This window comes from Azorhizobium sp. AG788 (assembly GCF_004364705.1).
Taxonomy (GTDB): Bacteria; Pseudomonadota; Alphaproteobacteria; order Rhizobiales; family Xanthobacteraceae; genus Azorhizobium; species Azorhizobium caulinodans.
In genome coordinates this window covers 15,827-38,380 of record NZ_SOBM01000014.1, presented here as the reverse complement: position 1 = coordinate 38,380, position 22,554 = coordinate 15,827, and the positions used below count along the sequence as shown (strand labels likewise).

Below are 22,554 nucleotides of genomic sequence, written 5' to 3'. Positions count from 1 at the left end.
ACGCGGTTCAGCGTTGCTCCCGCGCCATTCTCGAAGCGCACGGCATTGCCCGCGCCCACCGAGAAGGAGCCCCAGTTGATGATGGCATTGCGCGACGTCTGGGTGATGAGCACGCTGGTGGCGGACGGCGCCGAGATCGCCGCGCTGCCGGAGACGACACTGCCCGAGGTGGGGAGTTCCCCGCCCCTGGCCGCCGGGGCCGAGAGCGCAGTCGTGGCCAGCAGCAGGGCAGCCAGCCGCGCGGAGCGACCCGCCGGACGGCCGGTCCAGGCCGCCGCGCGTGCGGAAGCGGAGGGGAACGGGGCAACGTCTGCGACCTGGGACATCATGAAGGGAGCTTTGCCTGTTGGTCTTCGGCCGTGCCCGGCGAGCGGCCAGCAGCCCGCGTCCGGCGCTCCGAGGCGCGCCGGCCGATCCGTTCAGAGAAGAGAGGGCGCTTCAGCGCCGGACGTCAGCCGTTGCGGTTCGGCGTCCCGAGCACATGCGTGTCGGGCGGCAGCATCACCTGATCGAAGGTCTGGGTGAACATGGCCGCCGCAAAGAAGGCGACCGCATGCAGCGTCTCGCTGCCGGTATTGACGATGTCGTGCCGCACGTTCGGCGGCAGGGCAAAGACGCTGCCAGCACCAATGGTGCGGCTGCCGTCCTCCATCAGGAGTTCGCCGGTCCCGGCGAGAATGTACTGGGTCTCTTCCGTGGCATCGGTGTGCCAGCCCAGGCGCCCGCCGGGCGGAATTTCATACACGATGGTGGAGGACTGGCTCGCGCCCCGCCCGCCGCAGGTGGCAAAGGCCCCGAGCCAGTTGACGGACGGGTCCGTCGCGCCGTGCACATGGATCCGCGCGAGCATGTCGGCGGCAACAATGGGTACCATGACATCCCCCCGATGCTGAGGCTTCCGTCGCCACGATGCCGCTGCTGGTCACCTGATGAGCCGCGCGCCCCGTCCCGACGCACCGGACATTAGAGGCGCCGCTGAGCGGGCGTTACGGAACTTTTCGCCTGCATCGGCAAAGGAAAGCGGAAAGGCAACGTTTTAGGTTACCCTCTACCGTCACGCCGCGCCGACGCTCGCCATGGGGGCCGCTGCAGCGTCTTCGGCGGGGGCCATGCGCGCCTTAGCCATGCGATAGATCAGATCATGGCCAGCCATGGTGTCGGCCAGGAATCGGTCGAAGCCGGCGCGGCACTCGGGCGTGACGTCGACGCTATTGCCGGACAGCCGCACGAAGCCGAGTTCCGCCGCCGCCTGCAGCAGCTTGCGCACATGGGTGCGTGAGACGCCGAAGCTGTCGCCGATCTTCAGAAAGGAGACCTGCGGCGCCGCCTGATCGTCCTGATGGGCGCACAGATGCATGAGCTTGGTCAGGATCATGTGCCCGGCCTGCCGGGGCAGGAAAAAGGCGATCACCGGATTGGCGAGGATGAACTGCTGCGCATGCGCCAGGAACGCGGCGCATATGTCGCGTGCGATCCAGTGGAAGACGGGGTCGTGGTTGACCGGTTCGGGATATCCGGGATCCGGAAACAGGACGTGCAGCGGGTGATAATAGACCCGCAGCGCCCGCCGATCGTGGGTCAGCATCTTGTCCGACGGCGCCAGCAACGTGACGCGGCGATCGTCGGGCGCCCGGTAGGCCGAGATGTATCCGGTATCCACCAGACGGCGGACGATGTCATGGGTCCGGCGCCCGCTCGCGATGCCGTGGGTCTCCATCTGCCCTTTGAGCAGTTGCATGGTCGGCCATGTTGCGCGGTCCTCCGGCCGATGGCCAGCGTCCATGATGATGACGCTCATGAAGATCGTCGCCGTGCCGCCATCGATCAGCAGCCGGTTCTCGGCCGGCTGGTTCTCGTGCATTTCGAGCAGTTCGCGAACATACATCTCCCGCGCCAGCCCGAACCGGGGATGCGCCAGAATATCGTCCGCCGACAGCAGAGGCCGGATCTCGCCCATCAGGATTCATCCCAGGCACGACGTGCCATCCATCTCACCCGGCTCTGTCTTAATCCAATGGAACCGGATTGGGAGTCCCCACGGCCCCCCCTGGGGATGACAGCAGCCCGAACGCCCGCCCATCACAGATCCGCGGCCCCGCTTTTGGTCCCGGCGTGCCGCCGCTATAGTTGCGGCAAAAGACCGGTCGGACCGATGCCGTCTGTCCAGACCGACACCGCCAGTCGGCGCGAAAACGCGACGCTGGCGGAGACCTCCGGGGAGGAGCCAGTGATGAACAGGGTTTCGTCGCAGCATGCCGACAGGATCGAGACCGCCATCCGTTCCGGCGGGGCGGTGAGTTCCGCCCTTGTTGCCTCCTGGCAGCGGTCCGTCGCCCTTTATCGCCTCGACCCCACGGAGCGGCGCTCGCCCCAGCGGCTGGAACAGCAGAAGCTCTCCGAAGCGCGGCAGCGGCTCGAGCCCATGCTGCGGGCCGCGCAGGCGAGCCTAGACCGGCTCTTCCTCGCCGTCGGCGGGATGGGATGCTGCGTTCTGATCGCCGACCGGGAGGGCATTCCTGTGGAACGCAGGGGCCTTGCCGGCGACGACGACACGTTCGAGCGGTGGGGCCTGTGGCCGGGCTGTATCTGGAGCGAAGAGCACGAAGGCACCAACGGCATCGGCACCTGCCTTGCCGAGCAGCGGGCGCTGACCATCCATCGCGACCAGCACTTCTTCGCCCGCAACACGCTCCTGTCGTGCACCACAGTGCCGATCCACGATCATGAGGGCCAGATCGCTGCCGCCCTCGACGTCTCCTCCTGCCGGAGCGGCCTGACGGAAGAACTGGTGAATGTGATCGCCCTCGCCACGGGCGACGCCGCCCGGCGGATCGAGGCGGAGAATTTCCGCCAGGCCTTCCCGAACGCCCGCATCGTGGTGGCGCGCACCGATGACTGGTCGCCGCACGCTTTGCTCGCGGTGGACGGCGAGGACATCATCGTCGGTGCCACCCGCGCCGCACGGCAGGCCTACCGCCATCTCGGCGCAGTCATCGGCAAGCCTTTGTCGCTGACCGACGGAGCGGCAGGCGGACAGGGCTTCGATGCGGAGCTGCGGCAGGCTGAGCGGGCCATCCTGGAGCGTGCCCTCATCCGCGCCGGAGGGAATGTCACGGCGGCCGCCCGGCAGCTCGGCCTTTCGCGGGCGACCCTTCACCGCAAGCTGGGAAAGCTCGGCCTCGAACGGGCCAACTGAATATTGCACCGCACAGTGTCGCAGGGCTGCGACACATGGCACCGGCGCGGCCGCCCGCCCCCGCTGACAGCCGGTCCCGGCCGACGGACCATGCCTTCACGACGCATCAAACGTCGACCAAGGGAGGCAAGCCATGAACAAGCCGGAATTCGCCCGCGCCACCAAGGTGCCCTTCGCCCCGCGCTACGACAATTTCATCGGCGGGCAGTATGTGCCGCCGAAGTCGGGGCGCTACTTCGACAACAGCTCGCCGGTGAACGGCCGCGTGCTCTGCGAGATCGCCCGGTCGGACGCGGCCGACGTGGAAGCCGCGCTCGATGCCGCCCACCGCGCCAAGGACGCCTGGGGCCGCACCAGCGCCGCCGAGCGCGCCCGCCTGCTGCTGCGCATCGCGGACGTGATGGAGGACAATCTCGACACGCTGGCGCTCGCCGAGACCTGGGATAACGGCAAGCCCATCCGCGAGACCACCGCCGCCGACATTCCGCTCGCCATCGACCACTTCCGCTATTTCGCCGGCGTCGTCCGCGCGCAGGAAGGCGGCATCTCGGAAATCGACCACGACACCGTGGCCTATCATTTCCACGAGCCGCTCGGCGTGGTCGGCCAGATCATTCCCTGGAACTTCCCCATCCTCATGGCGGTCTGGAAGCTCGCGCCCGCGCTCGCCGCCGGCAATTGCGTGGTGCTGAAGCCGGCCGAGCAGACGCCGGCCTCCATTCACGTCCTGATCGGCCTCATCGCGGACATTCTGCCTCCCGGCGTGCTGAACGTGGTCAACGGCTTCGGCCTCGAGGCCGGAAAGCCGCTCGCCTCCAGCCCCCGCATCGCCAAGATCGCCTTCACCGGCGAAACATCCACGGGCCGGCTGATCATGCAGTACGCCAGCCAGAACCTCATTCCCGTGACACTGGAGCTCGGCGGCAAGTCGCCGAACATCTTCTTCAAGGACGTGGCGGCCGAGGACGACGATTTCCTTGACAAGGCCATCGAAGGCTTCGTCATGTTCGCGCTCAATCAGGGCGAGGTCTGCACCTGCCCCAGCCGCGCGCTCATCCATGAGAGCATCTATGACCGCTTCATGGAGAAGGCCCTGAAGCGCGTCGCCGCCATCACGCAGGGCGATCCGCTCGACCCGGCGACCATGATCGGCGCACAGGCCTCCGGCGAGCAGATGGAGAAGATCCTCGCCTATCTCGACATCGGCAAGAAGGAAGGCGCCGAGGTCCTGATCGGCGGCGCGCGCAACGAACTGCCCGGAGATCTGGCCGGCGGCTTCTATGTGCAGCCCACCGTCTTCAAGGGTACCAACAAGATGCGCGTTTTCCAGGAGGAGATCTTTGGTCCCGTGGTGTCGGTGGCCACCTTCAAGGACGACGAGGAAGCGCTCGCCATCGCCAACGACACGCTCTATGGCCTCGGCGCGGGCATCTGGACGCGGGACGGAACGCGGGCCTATCGCTTCGGCCGCGCCATTCAGGCCGGCCGCGTCTGGACCAACTGCTACCACGCCTATCCGGCCCACGCGGCCTTCGGCGGTTACAAGCAGTCGGGTATCGGCCGTGAGACACACAAGATGATGCTGGACCATTACCAGCAGACCAAGAACATGCTGGTGAGCTATTCCCCGAAGAAGCTCGGCTTCTTCTGATACCACCAAGGACCGGCATCCCAAACATCCGGACCCTGCCCCGAAGCTCGGCGGCCCGCCCGGCCGCCGAACACACGGCACCTTCGCCCACTCCGGCATCGCGGGAACCTCCTCCCCGCGGTGCCGCCTTTGATTTCCGGATCAGCTCCATGGGGACCGTCCCTCTCGACCGCCTGAACGCGACGCCCGCCGCTGTTCAGCTGCTCGCTGAAATCATCGCGGACCATGGACCCGTGCTGTTCCATCTCTCCGGCGGTTGCTGCGACGGCTCTTCGCCCATGTGCTATCCAAGGGGCGACTTCCTGGTCGGGGACCGCGATGTCCTGCTGGGCCAGATCGGCGACACCCCCTTCTATATCGGTGGCCTGCAATTCGAGGTCTGGAAGCACACCCGGCTGACCCTCGACGTGGTGCCGGGGCGAGGCGGGATATTCTCCCTCGACAATGGTCGCGAGCGCCGCTTCCTGATCCGCTCGGACGTCTGCGCCGCAGGTTAGGGATGCCATCCCAACCCACGTCGGTACATTAAAACCTCCACCAAACACGCAGGTGCAGACCGCTGACGATTGCGCGGCCAGTTTGCGTCCGCACCCCGCTGCTCTCCGATTCGCCGGGCACGGGTGAAACAGCGGCAAAGCGGGCCCTCAAGAAACAGCCCCCTCTTTTGCAAATTCAAGGGATTAGCCACCACCTCGCCCGTTCCGGCGCCTCGATTTCCGACCGGAAAACACCCCGCAAAAGTTGGCGAGAAGCATTCATGCAATCTGGGATTTGCACGCCGGACCATTCTTAAAATAAGGTACAAAAGTGCCATGGGGATGGGGCGGGGCGGCGCGTTGCGATCATGCCCTCAAAAACGTAGCTCGAAATTTCATTGCATTCCGTGACGCCGTTTGGCGCGGCGGAAATCAGATTTGATGTTTTGGGGGCGGGATTTGACCCGATTGCAGAGAGGACGCACAGCACGCCTGTCTGCGGGCGTGGCTTTCCTGTCTCTCATCCTTCCCGCCGGCGGCGCACGGGAGGCCCGCGCGGATTCGGTGATCGTGACGGACCAGAACGGATTCACCACAGCCGTCGATTCCGCCATCACCATCGGCCAACCCACCAGCATCACCGCCCAGGGCGGCTCGACATTCGTCGCCAGTCCCGGCTGGAATTTTCCGGGCACCGCCTCAACGCTTCTGCTCACCTTCAACACATCTCCCTTCGCGATCGGCACGGCCTCGGGAGACGCCGACATTACGGTGGGCAGCAGCACGACGCTGACGCTGAACACCACCTCCGGCACCAGCGCCGGGCGCATGGAGATCGGAAACGGAGGCGCCGGCACGCTCAATCTCGCCGGCGGCACCATCCAGGTGAACCTCGCGGACACGAGCACGGCCCCCGGAACGTCAATCGGGCGGATTTGGGTGGGCGGCGGCGCCACCAACACGACCGGCGGCACCGGCACGCTCAACATGACCGATGGCGAGCTGCTCTATGTGGCCAATGCCGGCAGCCTGAACTACGGCGGGCTCGCCATCGGGCGCGGCAGCAGCGTGACTGGCCTGTTCAACCAGAGCGGTGGCACGGTGCGCTTCAGCAGCGCGGGCTCGCTCGATCTTGGCACACAAGGCGGCACCGGAACCTTTGCCCTGTCGGGCAACGCCGTCTTCGACGCCGCGTCGGGCGGCATGACCGCCTATATCGGCTCCCGCACCTCCGGCGCCGGCGGATCCGGAACCGCATCGAGCGGCACGCTCACGATCTCTGACAACGCCCAATTTTCCATGACCACCGGCAGCTTCGCCGGTGGGCAGCTCTATGTGGGCGACTCGAAGGGATCAGGGACCATCACGCAGGATGGCGCAGGCTCCGTCGTCACGCTGGCCCTCTCGAACCCGATCAGGTTCGGGAGCGACGTCAGCAATTACGGCACGGGCGGCAGCGGTGTTTACAATCTGTCGGCCGGCACGCTGTCGGTCCAGAATGCCGGCGGGTCCGCCCAGATCATCTTCGGCGCGTCCTCCGGCGGCACGGGCAGCTTCAACATCTCCGGCGGCTCGGCCACCGTCGCCACCACGCTGGTACTGGCTAGCGTCTCCGGCTCCACCGGCACCGTCAATCTCACCGGAGGGTCACTCGCCCTTTCCGGCTCCAGCTATCTGAACTTCGGGTCGGGAACCGGCACGTTCAACCTCAGCGGCGGCAGCTTCACCGTCGGTGGCACCAACGGCATCAGGGGCACGGGCCAGTTCAATTTCGGAGACGGCACGCTGATCGCCGGAAGCGCGCTCACCACGTCCAACGCGATGACGCTGGTGAATGGCAAGACGGCGACGATCAACACCAGCGGCACGACCGCCACCTTGTCTGGCGTCCTCTCAGGCGCGGGCGCATTGCGCAAGTCGGGGGCGGGAACGCTGACCCTTTCGGCCAGCAATACCTATTCCGGCGGAACGCTGATCGACGCCGGGACCATCTCCGCTGGCGCCAGCACCGCGCTCGGCAGCGGCACCGCACGGTTCACCGGCAACAGCACCCTCGCCTTCACCAGCGGCACCAGCCTTGCCAATGCGGTGGTGGTGGACAGCGGGATAACGGGAACGCTCAGTCTCGCCTCGGGGTCGGCCACGCTGAGCGGCAACCTGTCGGGCGCGGGCAACATCACAAAATTGGGCGCGGGCACGCTCGTGCTTACGGGAACGGACAGCCGCACCGGCGCCACATCGGTCTCGGCGGGCACCCTCACGGCCGGAGCCGCCGGCGCGCTTTCGAGCAGCAGCGCGGTGGACGTGTCGTCGGGCGCCATCCTCGCCCTCAGTGCCAACCAGACCATCGCGGCCCTGACGGGCTCGGGTCAGGTCCAGACCAACACCAGCACGCTTATCGTCAGCGGCGACGGCAACACGACGTTCCAGGGCACCATCACCAATGGCGGGCAGGCCTGGGACAGTTCGTACGGCATCTTCACGAAGCAGGGCACCGGCACGCTGACCCTGTCCAACGCCACCATCACCGGCGGCGAGACCCATGTGGAGAACGGCGGCCTGGCCGTCACCTCGGGCACTTCGTCGGTGGATTATCTCGCCATCGGCACGGGCAACGGCAACACCGGGACACTAACCGTCTCCGGTGGAACGCTGAACATCGGCACGGCGCTGCAGGTGGGAGACTGGAGCGGGACCGGGACGGTCAATCAGAGCGGCGGCACCGTGAACGTGCAGCCGACCTGCGGCGACCTCACCCATTGCGCCTCCCTCAATATCGGCAACCAGGGCGGCGCCGGCACCTACAACATCAGCGCGGGGACGCTGAACCTGGTGGGCGGGATCAACAATCTCGGCCGCAGCACCGGCTCGCGCCCGGCCTCAACGGGCACGCTGAATATCAGCGGCTCCGGCACCGTCGTGGTCCAGACGGACGCCAACGGCCCCGCCAGCCTCATCCTGGGCAATCGCGAGAGCGGCGCCGCCAACCAGGGCACCGGCACGATCATCCAGACCGGCGGCACGCTGACGATCTCGCAAAGCTCGCACCTCTATCTCTCCGCGTATGGCAACGGCCGTTACGATCTCCTGGGCGGCACGCTCCAGGTGGGCGGCAGCGACGGGCTGGTGGGTAATTTTGCCGGCAGCGGCACGTATCAATTCAATCTCGGCGGCGGCACCATCCAGGTGATCGGCGCCGACCTGAACACGTCGGTGAATGCGGCCCTCGTATCCGCAACCACCAGCACCATCGACACCAACAGCTTTAATGCCGCGCTCTCCGGCGTCGTCGCCGGCGCTGGCGCCCTCTTCAAGACAGGGACAGGGACGCTCACGCTCTCTGGGACGAACACCTTTACGGGCGGGCTGACCATCAACACCGGCACCGTCTCGGTGGCGAGCGAAGCCAATCTGGGCGACGGCGCCAGCGCGCTGACGCTGGCGGGGGGAACGCTCGCGGCCACCAGTTCCTTCACGACCACGCGCGCCATCCATCTGGACACGGCGGGCGGCACCTTCAGCGTGGCCTCGGGGCAGACCCTGACGCTCGATACCCAGGTCGATGGCGGTGGCGCGCTGACCGCCACGGGCGGTGGCACCCTCGTCCTCAAGGCTGGTAACGGATATACCGGCGGCACGACGATTTCGGGCGCAACCGCACAGATCGCGTCGGACGACGCGATGGGCGATACGGGTAGCGCCCTGACCTTCTCCAACGGCACGCTGCAAACGACCGCCACCCTGTCCTCCAACCGGCAGGTCAGCCTGAGCGGAACCGGAACGTTCAGCCCCGGCAGCGGGACGACTCTGACGCTCAACGGCGTCCTGTCCGGCACGGGTGGGCTCACGGTGAACGGGGCGGGCACTCTCCTCCTCACCGGCACCAACACCTATTCCGGCGGCACCACCATCTCCACCGGCACGCTGCAGATCGGCAGCGGCGGCACGGCGGGCAGCATCACGGGTGACATCACCGACAATGCGGCGCTGATCTTCAACCGGTCGGACAGCGTAACCTATGGCGGCACCCTCTCCGGGACCGGAACCCTGGCGCAGGCGGGCGGCGGCACGCTTATCCTGACAGGCACCAACACCTATTCCGGTGGCACCACCATCTCCGCCGGCACCGTACAGGTTGAAACCGATGCGGGCCTCGGCAGCGGGGTCCTGACCCTCGCAGGCGGCACCCTGTCCACCACGGGCACATTCAGCTCCACCCGGAACGTGACCCTGTCCAGCGGCTCCAGCATCTCGGCAGCCGCCGACACCATCCTCACGCTCGGCGGAGTGGTTTCCGGCACGGGCGCGCTGACGGTGAACGGGCCCGGCACCGTCGTTCTCTCGGGCACGAATACCTATAGCGGCGGCACGACGGTTTCCGCCGGCACCCTGCAGATCGGCGCCGGCGGCACCTCCGGTGTTGTCGCGGGCGATATCACCAACAACAGCGCGGTGGTGTTCAGCCGGTCGAACAATGTCACCTATTCCAACGTCATCTCGGGCACCGGCTCGGTGACGCAGGCCGGCTCGGGCACCCTCACCCTTTCGGGGACGAACACCTTCTCCGGCGGCCTGACCATTGCGGCAGGCTCGGTGTCGGTGGGAAGTGACGGGAACCTGGGCGCCACCTCAGGTGAGGTCACGCTCTCCGGCGGCGGCATCCTTTCGACGAGTGCCGACTTCTCCAGTGGTCGCACGTTCCATCTCGGCACGGGTGGCGGCACGATCAACGCCGCCACTGCGACCACCTCGACGTTGACGGGGACGGTGGATGGCACCGGCACGCTGACGAAAGCCGGAAGCGGCACCCTCATCCTGTCCGGTACCCAGTCCTATACGGGTGGAACAACCGTCTCCGCCGGCACCCTCCAGATCAACGCGACGAGCTTCTCGTCGGACATCGTGAACAACGCCACCGTCACCTTCAACTCGGGCCTCACCTATGCCGGTGCGATCTCCGGAAGCGGGGCTGTCAGGAAGATTGGCACGGACACGCTCATACTGAGCGGCACCAACACGTATTCAGGCGGCACCACCATCTCCGCCGGCACATTGGAGGTCGCCAGCGATACGGCACTCGGCACCGGGACGCTGAGCCTTGGCGGTGGCACCCTGTCCACCACCGGCACGTTCACTTCCACCAAGAATGTGGCCCTCACCAGCAGCTCCTCTGTTTCCGCCGCCACCGGCACGACGCTGACGCTCAGCGGTATCGTTTCTGGGACCGGCTTCGGACTGACGGCGAACGGCGCCGGCACGCTCGTCCTCTCCGGCGTCAACACCTATACCGGCGGCACCACCATCGCGGGCGGCACGGTCCAGATTGCGGCGAACAGCGGCCTTGGTACCAGCGGGGGCGTCACGTTTTCGGGCGGAACGCTGGTCGTCACGGGAACCTTTACCAATTCGCGCGCCACCACCTTGTCCACTGGCAGCGGCGGCATATTCGCACCGGCAGCGGGCGTGACCGTCACCTGGAACGGCGTCATCAGCAATGGTGGGGCCCTGACCATGTCGGGCGCCGGGACCCTGGTTCTCGGCGGGGTCAATACCTATACCGGCGGCACGACCATCAATTCCGGCACCGTGAGCATTAATGCCGACACCCGCCTCGGCAATACGAGCGGCGCCCTGACCATGGCGGGCGGCACGCTGGCCACGACCGCGTCAATAACAATCGCCCGCGCCATCTCCCTCACCGGCGCCGCCACCATCAGTCCTTCAGGAACGACAACCATTTCGAGCGGGATGACCGGCTCGGGCGGACTTACCAAGAGCGGCGCCGGCACCCTGATCCTCACGGGCGCCAACACCTTTTCCGGCGGCACAACCATATCGTCAGGCACGCTGCAGATCGGCAATGCCGGAACGACCGGCAGCATCACCGGCGACGTCACGAACAATGCGACGCTCACCTTCTCCCGCAGCGATACCCTTGCCTACGGCGGCACAATATCTGGCACCGGCGCCGTCTCGAAGGTGAGTGGCGGCACCCTCACGCTGTCCGGGACCAACACCTATAGCGGTGGCACGACCGTCTCGGCTGGAACCCTGCAGGTGTCCGCCGACGCCAATCTGGGTGACGCCTCAGGAAGTCTCACTCTCAGCGGGTCCAGCACCAACCTCGTCACCACGGCAAGCTTCAGCTCCGACCGGGCCGTGATCCTCGGCAACGGCTTCATCAAGCCGGACACTGGCACCACGCTCACGCTGTCCGGGGTGCTCTCCGGTACCCTTCTCAGAATGGGCGGCGGTGGCACGCTCATCCTCTCCGGGACCAACACGTATACGGGAAACACCACCATAAGCGGCGGGGGCACGCTTCAGGTGTCGGCCGACGCCAACCTCGGTACCGGTACGGTAATCTCGTTCACGAGCGGCACGTTGGCGACCACGGGAACGTTCTCGTCCACCCGCACTGTGACATTGAACGGCCTCGCCACCTTCGTCCCGTCCTCGGACACGACGCTCACCCTGTCCGGCGTGATTTCCGGCAGCGGCTCGCTGACTCAGGCGGGGACGGGAACGCTGATCCTGTCCGGGACGAACACCTATACTGGCGGCACGACGGTCTCCGCGGGGACGCTTCAGGTGTCCTCCGACGCGAACCTCGGTGACTCAACCGGCGCCCTGACCTTGGCAGGTGGCACCCTGGCCTCCACGGCCACGTTCAGTTCTAGCCGGTCTGTGCTCCTGTCCGGCAGTTCCGTGGTTTCTGCGGCCACGGGCACGACCCTGACGCTTTCGGGCGTGGTTTCCGGTAGCGGCGGCAGCCTGACCAAGGCGGGCAGCGGCACGCTGGCGCTCAGCGGCGCCAACACCTACAGCGGCGGCACTACTGTTTCCGGCGGCACGCTGCAGATCGCGACGGCCAACAATCTCGGCTCAGGGGCCCTCACCCTTTCCGGCGGCACGCTGGCCACCACGTCGTCGCTCACCTACAGCTCCAACGTGTCCCTCGCCGCCAATAGCGGGGTCGCCCCCTCTACCGGCACCCCGCTCACGCTCGCCGGCGTGCTCTCCGGCACCGGCGGGCTCAACATGGCGGGCTCGGGGACGCTGGTTCTGGCGTCCAGCCTCAACAGCTATTCCGGTGGCACGACGCTGTCTGGCGGCATCCTGCAACTGTCCAGTGACGGCAATCTGGGTGCCAGCACCGGCGGCCTTACCCTCGATGGCGGCACGCTCGCCGTCGTTGCGGACATCTCCTCCGCCCGCACGGTCTCGGTGACCGGGAACAGCGCCATCAACATCGACCCGGGCCTGACGCTGACCCTCACCGGCAGCATTTCCGGCAGCGGCGCCTATTCGAAGACCGGCGATGGCACGCTCATCCTCGCCGGCGCGGACACCCACACGGGCGGCACGGCCGTGACCGGCGGCACGCTGCAGGTGGGCGACGGCGCCACATCCGGCAGCCTCGCCGGGGATGTGCTCCTCGACGGAAACAGTTCGCTGGTCTTCAACCGCACCGACGCCGCGATCTTTGCGGGCGAAATCTCCGGCAACGGCTCGCTCACCCAGGCGGGCACCGGCACGCTGACGCTTACCGGCGAGAACAGCTATGGCAACGGCACCTTCATTTCGACCGGCACGCTGCAGATCGGCAATGGCGGCACCTCCGGGCACATCTCCGGCGATGTGAGCAATGGCGGCGCCCTCGTCTTCAACCGCTCCGACGACGTGACGTTCGATGGCACGATCTCGGGTGCCGGATCGGTGACACAGGCAGGCACCGGCACGCTGACCCTGACCGCGGACAACAGTTACACGGGCGGCACGGCTATTTCCGCCGGCACACTGCAGGTCGCCACGGATGCGAAGCTCGGCGACGCGTCGGGGGGGCTTAGCCTGTCGGGCAGCGGCACCCTGGCCGCCTCCGGCACCTTCTCATCGAACCGCGGCATCACGATCACAGGCAGCGGGTCCTTCGCTCCCGCCGGCATCGCGACACTGACCCTGAACGGCGTCATCGCCGGAACCGGCTCTCTGACGCTCTCCGGCGACGGCGTGCTCGCCCTGACCGCCACGAATACCTACAGCGGCGGCACCATCGTCTCCGCCGGCTTCCTGCAGATCGCCTCCGACACCGCATTGGGCAACGCTGCGGCCGGCCTGACCGTCTCGGGCGGCACGCTTCAGACCACCGCCGACCTCACGTCCGCCCGCGCCGTCACCCTGACCGGCACCGGCAGCTTTGCCCCCGACAGCGGAACAGCCCTCACGCTCTCCGGCACCATCTCCGGGTCTGGTGCGCTCCTCATGGCCGGTGCCGGCACGCTGATCCTGTCCGGCACCAACACCTATACCGGCAACACCACGATCTCTTCCGGCACGCTGCAGGTCGCCGCGGACAACGCCTTGGGTGACCTCAGCAAATCCGTCTCTCTGTCCGGCGGCACGCTGGCGACGACGGCCACGTTCTCCTCGACCCGCGCTTTCGCCCTCGGGGCGGCGGGCGGCACGATCTCGACCGCCAATGGCACGACCCTGACGCTCGGCGGCGTGGTATCGGGCCCCAGCGGGGCCCTCACCAAGGCCGGCGCGGGCACGCTGGTGCTGACCGGCACCAACACCTATGCGGGCGGCACAACCATCTCCGCCGGCACGCTGCAAATCGGCGACGGCGGCACCACGGGCGGGATCCTCGGCAACGTGGTGAACAGTGCCGCCCTGGCCTTCAACCGCTCCGATGCCGTGACCTTCGCGGGCGTGATCTCCGGCTCCGGCGCCGTGACGCAGGCCGGCACTGGCACGCTGACCCTGTCCGGGACCAACACCTATAGCGGCGGGACGACGATCTCGGCAGGCACGCTGCAAATCTCCTCCAACGCCAACCTCGGCGACGCCTCCGGCGGGCTGACGCTCTCCGGCGGCGCGCTCTCGGCAACTGCGAACCTCACCACCGCGCGTAACGTCAGCCTGACCGGGAGCGGCACGTTCGCGCCCGCCGCAGGCAAGGTCCTGACCCTCAGCGGCGTCATTTCCGGAACCGGCAGTCTGACCATGGCCGGCGCGGGGCGGCTCACCCTGGCGGGCACCAACACCTATAGCGGGGGCACCACGGTTTCGGCCGGGACGCTGGTCATTTCGGCCGACAGCAACCTCGGCGATGCTGCGGGCAGCCTCGCTTTGGCCGGCGCAATCCTCAACACCGGCAACAGCACCTTTACATCCGCCCGCGCGGTGTCGCTGTCCGGCAGCAATTCGGTCTTCACGACGGGGGCTGGCACCCTCACCCTCAGCGGCATCGTCTCGGGAACCGGTTCGCTGAACAAGGGCTCGGCCGGCACGCTGGTGCTCTCCGGCACCAACACTTATTCCGGCGGCACCACCCTGTCCGCCGGCACCCTGCAGGTGGCCTCGGACAGCAATCTCGGCGATGCGTCCGGCGCTCTGACGCTCGGGGGCGGCACGCTGGCGACGACGGCCGCCTTCTCCTCCGCGCGGGCCATCACGCTCACGGGCACCGGCGCCATCGCCCCGGCCTCCGCCACGAGCCTGACCCTCAGCGGCGTGCTCTCCGGCACTGGCGACCTCACCATGTCCGGCGCCGGCACGCTGATCCTTACTGGCGCCAACACCTATTCCGGCGGCACCACGATCTCGGCCGGCGCGTTGCAAGTCGGCAACGGCGGCACCTCGGGCAGCATCAGCGGCGATGTGGTGAACAATGCCGCTTTGGTCTTCAACCGCTCCGATGCCCTCACCTTCGGCGGCGCCATCTCCGGCTCGGGCACCCTCACCCAGGCGGGATCGGGCACGCTCACCCTCAGCGGGACCAGCACCTATTCCGGCGGAACGACCGTCTCGGCCGGCGCGCTGCTGGTGTCGGGTTCCATCGCCGGCGCCGTGTCAGTGGCCAGCGGGGCGACGCTCGGCGGCGGCGGCTCCATCGGCGGCGCGGTCACGCTGGCGAGCGGGACGACGCTCGCGCCCGGCGTGTCCGGAACGCCGGGCACCCTGTCGGTCGGGGCCCTTACCGTGTCCTCCGGCGCCATATTGGCCTTCGATCTGGCACAGCCAAACAGCCCTTCGAGCGGGCTCAACGACCGCATTGCCGTGAGCGGAAATCTCACGCTGGCTGGCGGGCTCCTCACGGTGAACGGGGGTGGCACCTTCCAGACCGGCAGCTACCGGCTCATCGACTATTCCGGCAGCCTCATCCTGACAGGCGGTGGGCTGATGCTCTCGGGCGCCCCCCCTGCCCTCGCCTCCAGCGTGATCCAGACGGCGGTGGCGGGACAGGTCAATCTCGTGGCGCTAGCGGACGGGGTTTCGACCCAGTGGTGGAACGGCGCGGGCACAGCCGGAAGCGGCACCATCTCCGGCGGCGCCGGCACATGGAGCGGGACCGCGTCGAACTGGACGAACGTCAATGGCACCATCGCCCAGAACTGGATCGACGGCGGCATCGGCATCTTCACGGCGACTGCCGGCACTGTGGATGTCAGCGGAGCGGTGAGCGCCAGTGGCCTGCAATTTGCGGCCTCCGGTTATGTGCTGAGCGGCACGGGGATCCTCTCGCTGGTGGCGCAGGCCGGCGGCGACGCCCCCTATGTCCAGGTGGACAGCGGCTCGGCGGAGATCGCGACCGTCGTCGCCGGTACGGCCGGCCTGACGAAGACCGGCGCGGGCACGCTCGTCCTGTCCGGCACCAACACCTATTCCGGTGGCACCACCCTTTCCGCCGGCGCCTTGCAGGTGGCCTCCGACAGCAATCTCGGCGATGCGTCCGGCGCTCTGGCGCTCGCGGGCGGCACGCTGGCGACGACGGCTTCCTTCTCCTCTGCCCGGAACGCGACGCTCACGGGCAGCAGCAGCATCGCCCCGGCCAGCGCCACGACGCTGGCGCTCAGCGGCGTGCTCTCCGGCGCCGGCACGCTCACCATGTCCGGCGCCGGCACGCTCGTCTTCACCGGCGCCAATACCTATTCGGGCGGCACCACCATCGCATCCGGCACGCTGCAGATCGGCAGCGGCGGCACCTCCGGCAGCATCAGCGGCGATGTGGTGGACAATGCCGCCCTCGTCTTCAACCGCTCCGATGCGCTCGCCTTCGGCGGCGCCATCTCAGGTTCGGGCACCGTGACGCAGGCGGGAACGGGCACGCTCACCCTCTCCGGCACCAATAGCCATACGGGCGGCACGACGGTCACCGGCGGCACCTTGCGTGTGTCCTCCGACGCCAACCTCGGCGATGCGTCGGGCGCACTCACCCTCTCCGGCGGCACGCTGGCAACGACCGCCTCCTTCACCTCCGGACGGGCCGTCACGCTCTCCGGCAGCAGCGCCTTCGTGCCCGCCTCGGCCACCAGCCTGACGGTCGGCGGCGCGATTTCGGGCACGGGCGCGCTCACCCTGTCCGGAGCCGGGACACTTATTCTTGCCGGCAGCAACACCTATTCCGGCGGCACCACCATCGCGTCCGGCACCTTGCAGATCGGTGCCGGCGGCACGACCGGCAGCGTCACCGGCGACATCACCAACGCTTCGGCGCTGGCCTTCAACCGGGCCGACACCGCCATCTTCGCCGGTATCGTCTCCGGCACGGGGTCGCTCACCCAGTACGGCAGCGGCACGCTGGTGCTGACGGGTGCCAACACCTATTCGGGTGGCACCACAGTCGCCGCCGGCACGCTCCAGATCGGCAACGGCGGGACATCGGGCAGCATCGCGGGCGATGTGGTGGACAATGCCGCCCTCGCCTTCAACCGCTCCGACGCCGTGACCTTTGCAGGCAGCATTTCCGGCGCCGGCACGCTGACCCAGGCCGGTTCGGGCACGCTGACGCTCACGGGCGCGAACAGCTACAGCGGCGGCACCATCCTCTCCGCCGGCACGCTCCTGGTCGCCGCCGATGTCAATCTCGGCGCGGCGGCCGGCGGCCTGACGCTGGCCGGCGGAACGCTCGCCACCACCGCCTCCTTTACCACGAACCGCGCGGTGGCCCTGACGGCGAACGGGACCTTCTCGCCCGCCGCGAGCACGACCCTGACCCTCGGCGGCACGATGTCCGGCCCCGGAAGTCTGACACTGGCAGGGGCTGGCACGCTGGTCCTCACCGGCACGAACACCTATTCCGGCGGCACGACGGTTGCGGCAGGTGTGCTGCAGGTCGCCTCGGACGCCTCTCTCGGCAATGCCGCAGGAGGGCTTTCGCTCACGGGCGGCACACTGCTGAGCGTCGCGAGCTTCGCGTCCGATCGTGCGGTGACGCTGACCGGCAACGGCATCTTCACCCCCGCCTCGGGGACCACGCTGACGCTCGGCGGAATGATCTCCGGCTCCGGCCAGCTCACGCAGGCGGGTCCGGGAACGCTGGTGCTCGCCGGCACCAGCAGCTATGCGGGCGGAACGACCGTTTCCGCCGGCACGCTGCGCATCGGCAGCGGTGGCACCAGCGGCTCGCTTGCCGGCGCTATCGCCAACAGCGGCACGGTGATGTTCAACCGCTCCGACGATGTGACCGCCGGCGGCGCAATCACGGGCACCGGTGCGCTGATCCAGCAGGGTGGCGGCAAGCTCACGCTCGCCGGTGCCAATAGCGCGGGCGCGGGGACGACCGTCTCCGCCGGCACCCTCGAACTTCCGAACGGCGTCACCCTCGCCAGCACCATCCTCGTTCAGTCCGGCGCCACGTTGCAGGGCGCAACGGACGGAACCGGCGGGCCCTCCGTCAACGGGACGGTGACGGTACAGAACGGAGGCATCCTCAACGCCATGGTGGCCGGCGTGAGCGGGCTCAACGGCCTGTCCATGGCGGGCCTGTCCCTCGCGGATCTCGCCAATGTCAACGTGACGCTCGGGGCGAACACGGGCACAGCCGCCTTTTCCGCGGACACGCTCACCCTCGACGGCATCCTCAATGTGGCCGACGGCGGCGCCATGTCGCTGGGCGTCTACCGGCTCCTGTCCTACACGACGCTCAGCGCCGACAACGGGCTCGTGCTCGGCACCACGCCCACCAGCTTCGCCTATGAGATCCAGCAGGCTCCGGGCGAGGTCAATCTCGCCGTGCTGAGCGGCGACATGCTCTACTGGAACGGCAACACCACCACGCCCGACGGCACGGTCCACGGCGGCAACGGCACTTGGACAGCGGCGGGCTCAAGCCAGAACTGGCTCACCTCGCCCCTCAACCAGTCGCGCGCCTGGAACAGCCAGTTCGCCGTCTTCTCCGGCACCGCGGGCACCGTCACCGTCGACGGCTCCGTGACCACCACCGGAATGCAATTCATGGTGGACGGCTACGCGGTGAACGGCGGGAGCATCGCCCTCGCCGCCACGTCCGGCCGCACCCCGGTGCGCGTGGGCGACGGAACGAGCGCCGGCGCGGGCTTCACCGTCACCATCGGCTCCGAACTCACGGGCACGACGGGACTTGAGAAGACCGACCTCGGCACCCTCGTGCTCACCGGGGCCAACAGCTATGGCGGCGGCACCGCCGTCACGCAGGGCCGGCTCCAGATCGGCAATGGCCGCACGACGGGGTCGATCACCGGCGACGTGGCCGTCGCGTCCGGGGCGAGCCTCGCCTTCAATCGCAGCGATGCCGTCACCTTCGGCGGCGTCATCAGCGGCGCCGGCGGACTGGCGCAGCTCGGCACCGGCACGCTGACGCTGACCGGCAGCAACACCTTCACCGGCGGCGCCACCATCGCCTCGGGCACGCTGCAGGTGGGCGACGGCGGCACCAGCGGCGCCATCGCCGGCAATGTGGCCGACAATGGTCGGCTCGTCTTCAACCGCTCCGACGCCATCACCTTCGCCGACACCATCTCGGGCAGCGGATCGCTGACCAAGCTTGGCGCGGGCACGCTCACGCTGAGCGGCGCCAGCACCTATAGCGGCGGCACGGACATCGCGGGCGGCGCGCTGGCGCTGACCGGCAGCCTCGCCGGCGATGTGTCGGTGCGGGACCAGACGACGCTCTCTGGCACCGGCGCCATCGCGGGCACCGTGCGCGTGCTGACCGGCGGCGTCCTCTCCGGCACGCAGCCCACCGGCCTCACCATGGGCGGTCTCGATCTCAACCCCGGCGCCAACGTGAATGTGACGCTCGGCAACCCGGCGGGCGGCGGCGTCTTCACCGTCAATGGCGACGTGACGCTTGATGGAACGCTCAACGTCACGCAGTCGACCGGCTTCGGCTCGGGCCTCTACCGGATCGTCAGCTATACGGGCGCCCTGACCGACAACGGGCTCGACCTCGCCACACTGAGCGGCGGCTTCAGCGGCGAGGTGCAGACCTCCGTGGGAGGTGAGGTCAACCTCGTGGTGGCGCAAAGCGGCGGTTCCGTTCGGTTCTGGAACGGAGCACAGACCACGCCCACCGGCACGGTGGTCGGCGGCTCGGGCACCTGGACCGCCGGGGCCCAGACCAACTGGACCACTGCCGGCGGCGACATCTCCCTGCCGTGGAACGGCACCTTCGCCGTCTTCCAGGGGGCTGCGGGAACGGTGACGGTGGACAACAGCGCGGGGCAGGTCTCCGTCGCGGGCCTCCAGTTCGTGGAGACCGGCTATGTGGTGGGCGGCGGAGCCTTGGCGCTCACCGGCACGGGGCCGGCGATCATCCGCGTCGGCGACGGCACGGCGGCCGGCGCCACCAGGGTCGCAACCATCCAGAGCGCTCTCACCGGCAGCACGGGGATGGAGAAGACCGACCTCGGCACGCTCATCCTCTCGGGGGCGAACACCTATTCGGGCGGTACCACCATTTCCGCCGGCACCCTCCAGATCGGCAACGGCGGCGCTGCGGGCTCCATTCTGGGCGATGTGGTGAACAACGCGGCACTCGTCTTCAACCAGGCGGGCACCACGCGCTTCGATGGCGTGATCTCGGGCTCCGGCTCGGTGACGCAGGCCGGAACGGGGACGCTCACGCTCGGCGGGGCCAACAGCTATGCCGGGGGCACGACGATCAACAGCGGCACCCTGCGCCTCCTGTCGGCGCAGGCGCTCGGCCAGGGCGGCCTGACCCTCAACGGCGGAGGCACGCTGCAGGCGAGCGGCAGCTTCACCTATGCCGGCGGCGTCCTCCTCGGCGGGGCCGGCTCGGCAGCGGGCATCGCCGTGGATGCGGACAAGACCCTCACCCTTTCGGGCGCCCTCTCCGGCACCGGCGCCCTGGCGAAGACTGGCACCGGCACGCTCGTCCTGACCGGAAACAACACCTTCGCCGGCGGAACGACCGTGAGCGCGGGCACGCTGTCGGGCAATGCCGCGAGCCTGCAGGGCAACATCGTCAACAATGCCGCGCTGGTCTTTAACCAGACCGGCACCGGCACCTATGCGTCCGTGATCTCCGGCATCGGCTCGATGACCAAGACCGGCTCCGGTACCCTCATCCTCACCGGCAACAACACCTATACGGGCGGCACCCTCATCTCCGAAGGCACCCTCCAGATCGGCAACGGTGGGACGACGGGCGACATCGTGGGCGACGTGGTCAACAACGCCTCCCTCGTCTTCAACCGCTCGGGCACCTACACCTTCACCGGCGCCATCACCGGCTCCGGCACGGTCGTGTTCTCCGGCGGCGGGCAGGTGCAGTTCTCCGCGCCCTATACCGGGGCAGTCGCCGTCGACAACAGCTTCCTGCGCATGGCACCGGGAACGACGAGTGCCTCCAGCTTCACGGTCAACGCCGGCGGCGTCATCGGCGGCACGGCGCAGATCGGCGGTCTCACGGTGAATGCGGGCGGCACGGCCGCACCGGGTTATTCTCCGGGCACCCTCACCGTCAACGGATCGGTCTCGTTCAACACCGGGGCCATCTATGCGGTCGACGTGACGCCACAGGGCGCCCACGACCTCATCGTCGCCACCGGCACCGTGTCGCTCTCCTCCGGCGCCAGCGTGCAGGTCGCGGCCGTGCCGGGCACCTATCCGCTGCGAAGCACGGTCACCATCCTCACGACATCCGGGACGCTGATCGGAACCTTCGGCAGCGTCACGTCCAACTACGCCTTCCTTCAGCCGGAACTGAGCTACGACCAGCAGAACGTCTATCTGAACCTCGTCTATACGGGCACGCAGTTCATCGACTACGCCCAGACCCCCAACCAGGGGAGCAGCGCAGCGGCGGCGCAGGCGCTGGGCGCGGGCAACGCCGTGTACGACGCTTTGCTCGCGCAGCCGGCCACAGGCGTCGCTCCCGCGCTTAATCAGCTGTCTGGCGATATCTATCCCTCGCTGAGCACGCTCGCCCAGCAGGAGTCCATCTATCTGCGCGATGCGGTCGGGACACGCCTGCGCCAGGCGGCCGCCACCGGCTCCGGCGCGCTCTCTTCCGCGGCCAGGCTCGGTGGGCCGGGCACGGCGGCCTTGAGCCGCGATCTGGCGCCGACGCTGTGGGCGCAGGGCTATGGCGGCTGGGGCAATCTGTTCAGCAACGGCAATGCAGCGAGCCTCTCCTCGTCGGTGGGCGGCTTCCTCGCGGGTCTCGACGCGACGGTGCTCGACATGGTCCAGGCCGGCATCGTCGGCGGCTTCAGCCAGACGCGCTTCGACGCCAACGCCCGCAACGCCTCCGGCACCATGGATAATTACAGCGTCGGCCTCTATCTCGGCGCGCAGCAGGGGCCGATCGGGCTGCGCGGTGGCGTGTCCTACACGTGGCACGACCTTCAGGTGGCCCGCACCGTGGCCTTCTCCGGCTTTAGCGCCGCGCAGAGCGCCGGATACACGCTGGGCACAACGCAGGTGTTCGGCGAGGCGTCCTACCGCATGGGCGTTGCCGGCTACGAGCTGGAGCCCTTCGCCGGCCTCGCTTATGTGGCGGTGTCCAGCGGGTCGGCCATCGAGACCGGCGTCGGCGGCGCGAACCTGACCATGCAGGTCGGCGGGCAGCAGACCCTCTACAGCACGCTGGGCGCCCGTGCGGCCACCTCGCTCACCCTCGGCGGCCGGACCCTGACGCCCAGCCTGACCCTGGGCTGGCAGCATGCCTTCGGGGATACGGCGTCCACCGCCAACATGGCCTTCGTGGGCAGCACGGCGCCGTTCCAGGTGCAGGGCCTGCCCATCGCGCGCGATACGCTCCTCACCGGCGCGGGCCTCGCCTATGCCCTGTCCGACCTTGCCACCATCCAGGTGAACTATTCGGGCCAGATCGCCGCCCAGGCGAGCCAGAATGCCGTCTCTGCACAGTTCTCGCTGAGGTTCTGACAAAAGACCGCCGGCGGTGCGCGGCGCGACTGAGGCGGATGGCGTCACTGAGTCAT

At 68.2% G+C, this 22,554-nt stretch carries 7 protein-coding genes; 4 read left to right on the top strand and 3 right to left on the bottom strand.

Going from position 1 to position 22,554, the window contains the following annotated elements:
* The 3 genes from DFO45_RS24675 to DFO45_RS24665 form a co-directional block, all read right to left on the bottom strand.
* The coding region (locus DFO45_RS24675; RefSeq protein WP_208299867.1) for a hypothetical protein at positions 1–329 on the bottom strand (329 nt) is incomplete at its 3' end.
* Positions 330–451: 122 nt separating this feature from the next.
* On the bottom strand, positions 452–874 hold the full coding sequence (locus tag DFO45_RS24670) for a cupin domain-containing protein (protein WP_012170448.1): 423 nt from the start codon (positions 872–874) through the stop codon (positions 452–454).
* Between the two features lie 180 nt (positions 875–1,054).
* Positions 1,055–1,957, bottom strand: coding sequence for a hypothetical protein (locus tag DFO45_RS24665; RefSeq protein WP_133866963.1), 903 nt, complete (start codon positions 1,955–1,957; stop codon positions 1,055–1,057).
* A gap of 273 nt (positions 1,958–2,230) precedes the next feature.
* Here DFO45_RS24665 and DFO45_RS24660 point away from each other — a divergent pair, with 273 nt between their 5' ends.
* From DFO45_RS24660 to DFO45_RS25470, 4 genes are all read left to right on the top strand, one after another.
* Positions 2,231–3,196, top strand: a complete 966-nt coding sequence (locus tag DFO45_RS24660) for a helix-turn-helix domain-containing protein (RefSeq protein WP_133866962.1) — start codon at positions 2,231–2,233, stop codon at positions 3,194–3,196.
* Between the two features lie 133 nt (positions 3,197–3,329).
* On the top strand, positions 3,330–4,847 hold the full coding sequence (gene adh / locus DFO45_RS24655) for an aldehyde dehydrogenase (RefSeq protein WP_012170445.1): 1,518 nt from the start codon (positions 3,330–3,332) through the stop codon (positions 4,845–4,847).
* 149 nt (positions 4,848–4,996) lie between these two features.
* Positions 4,997–5,344 carry a DUF779 domain-containing protein gene (locus tag DFO45_RS24650; RefSeq protein ID WP_133866961.1) on the top strand — a complete coding sequence of 116 codons (348 nt, stop codon included), beginning with the start codon at positions 4,997–4,999 and terminating at the stop codon, positions 5,342–5,344.
* Positions 5,345–5,827: 483 nt separating this feature from the next.
* A complete protein-coding gene (locus DFO45_RS25470) occupies positions 5,828–22,498 on the top strand; it encodes an autotransporter-associated beta strand repeat-containing protein (RefSeq protein ID WP_166657250.1) in 16,671 nt (5,556 codons plus the stop codon).
* Positions 22,499–22,554: the final 56 nt, after the last annotated feature.

Coding starts and splice junctions, on each gene's coding strand:
- DFO45_RS24660 (WP_133866962.1), top strand. CDS start 2,231: ATGAACAGGGTTTCGTCGCAGCATGCCGACAGGATCGAGACCGCCATC.
- adh (WP_012170445.1), top strand. CDS start 3,330: ATGAACAAGCCGGAATTCGCCCGCGCCACCAAGGTGCCCTTCGCCCCG.
- DFO45_RS24650 (WP_133866961.1), top strand. CDS start 4,997: ATGGGGACCGTCCCTCTCGACCGCCTGAACGCGACGCCCGCCGCTGTT.
- DFO45_RS24665 (WP_133866963.1), bottom strand. CDS start 1,957: ATGGGCGAGATCCGGCCTCTGCTGTCGGCGGACGATATTCTGGCGCAT.
- DFO45_RS24670 (WP_012170448.1), bottom strand. CDS start 874: ATGGTACCCATTGTTGCCGCCGACATGCTCGCGCGGATCCATGTGCAC.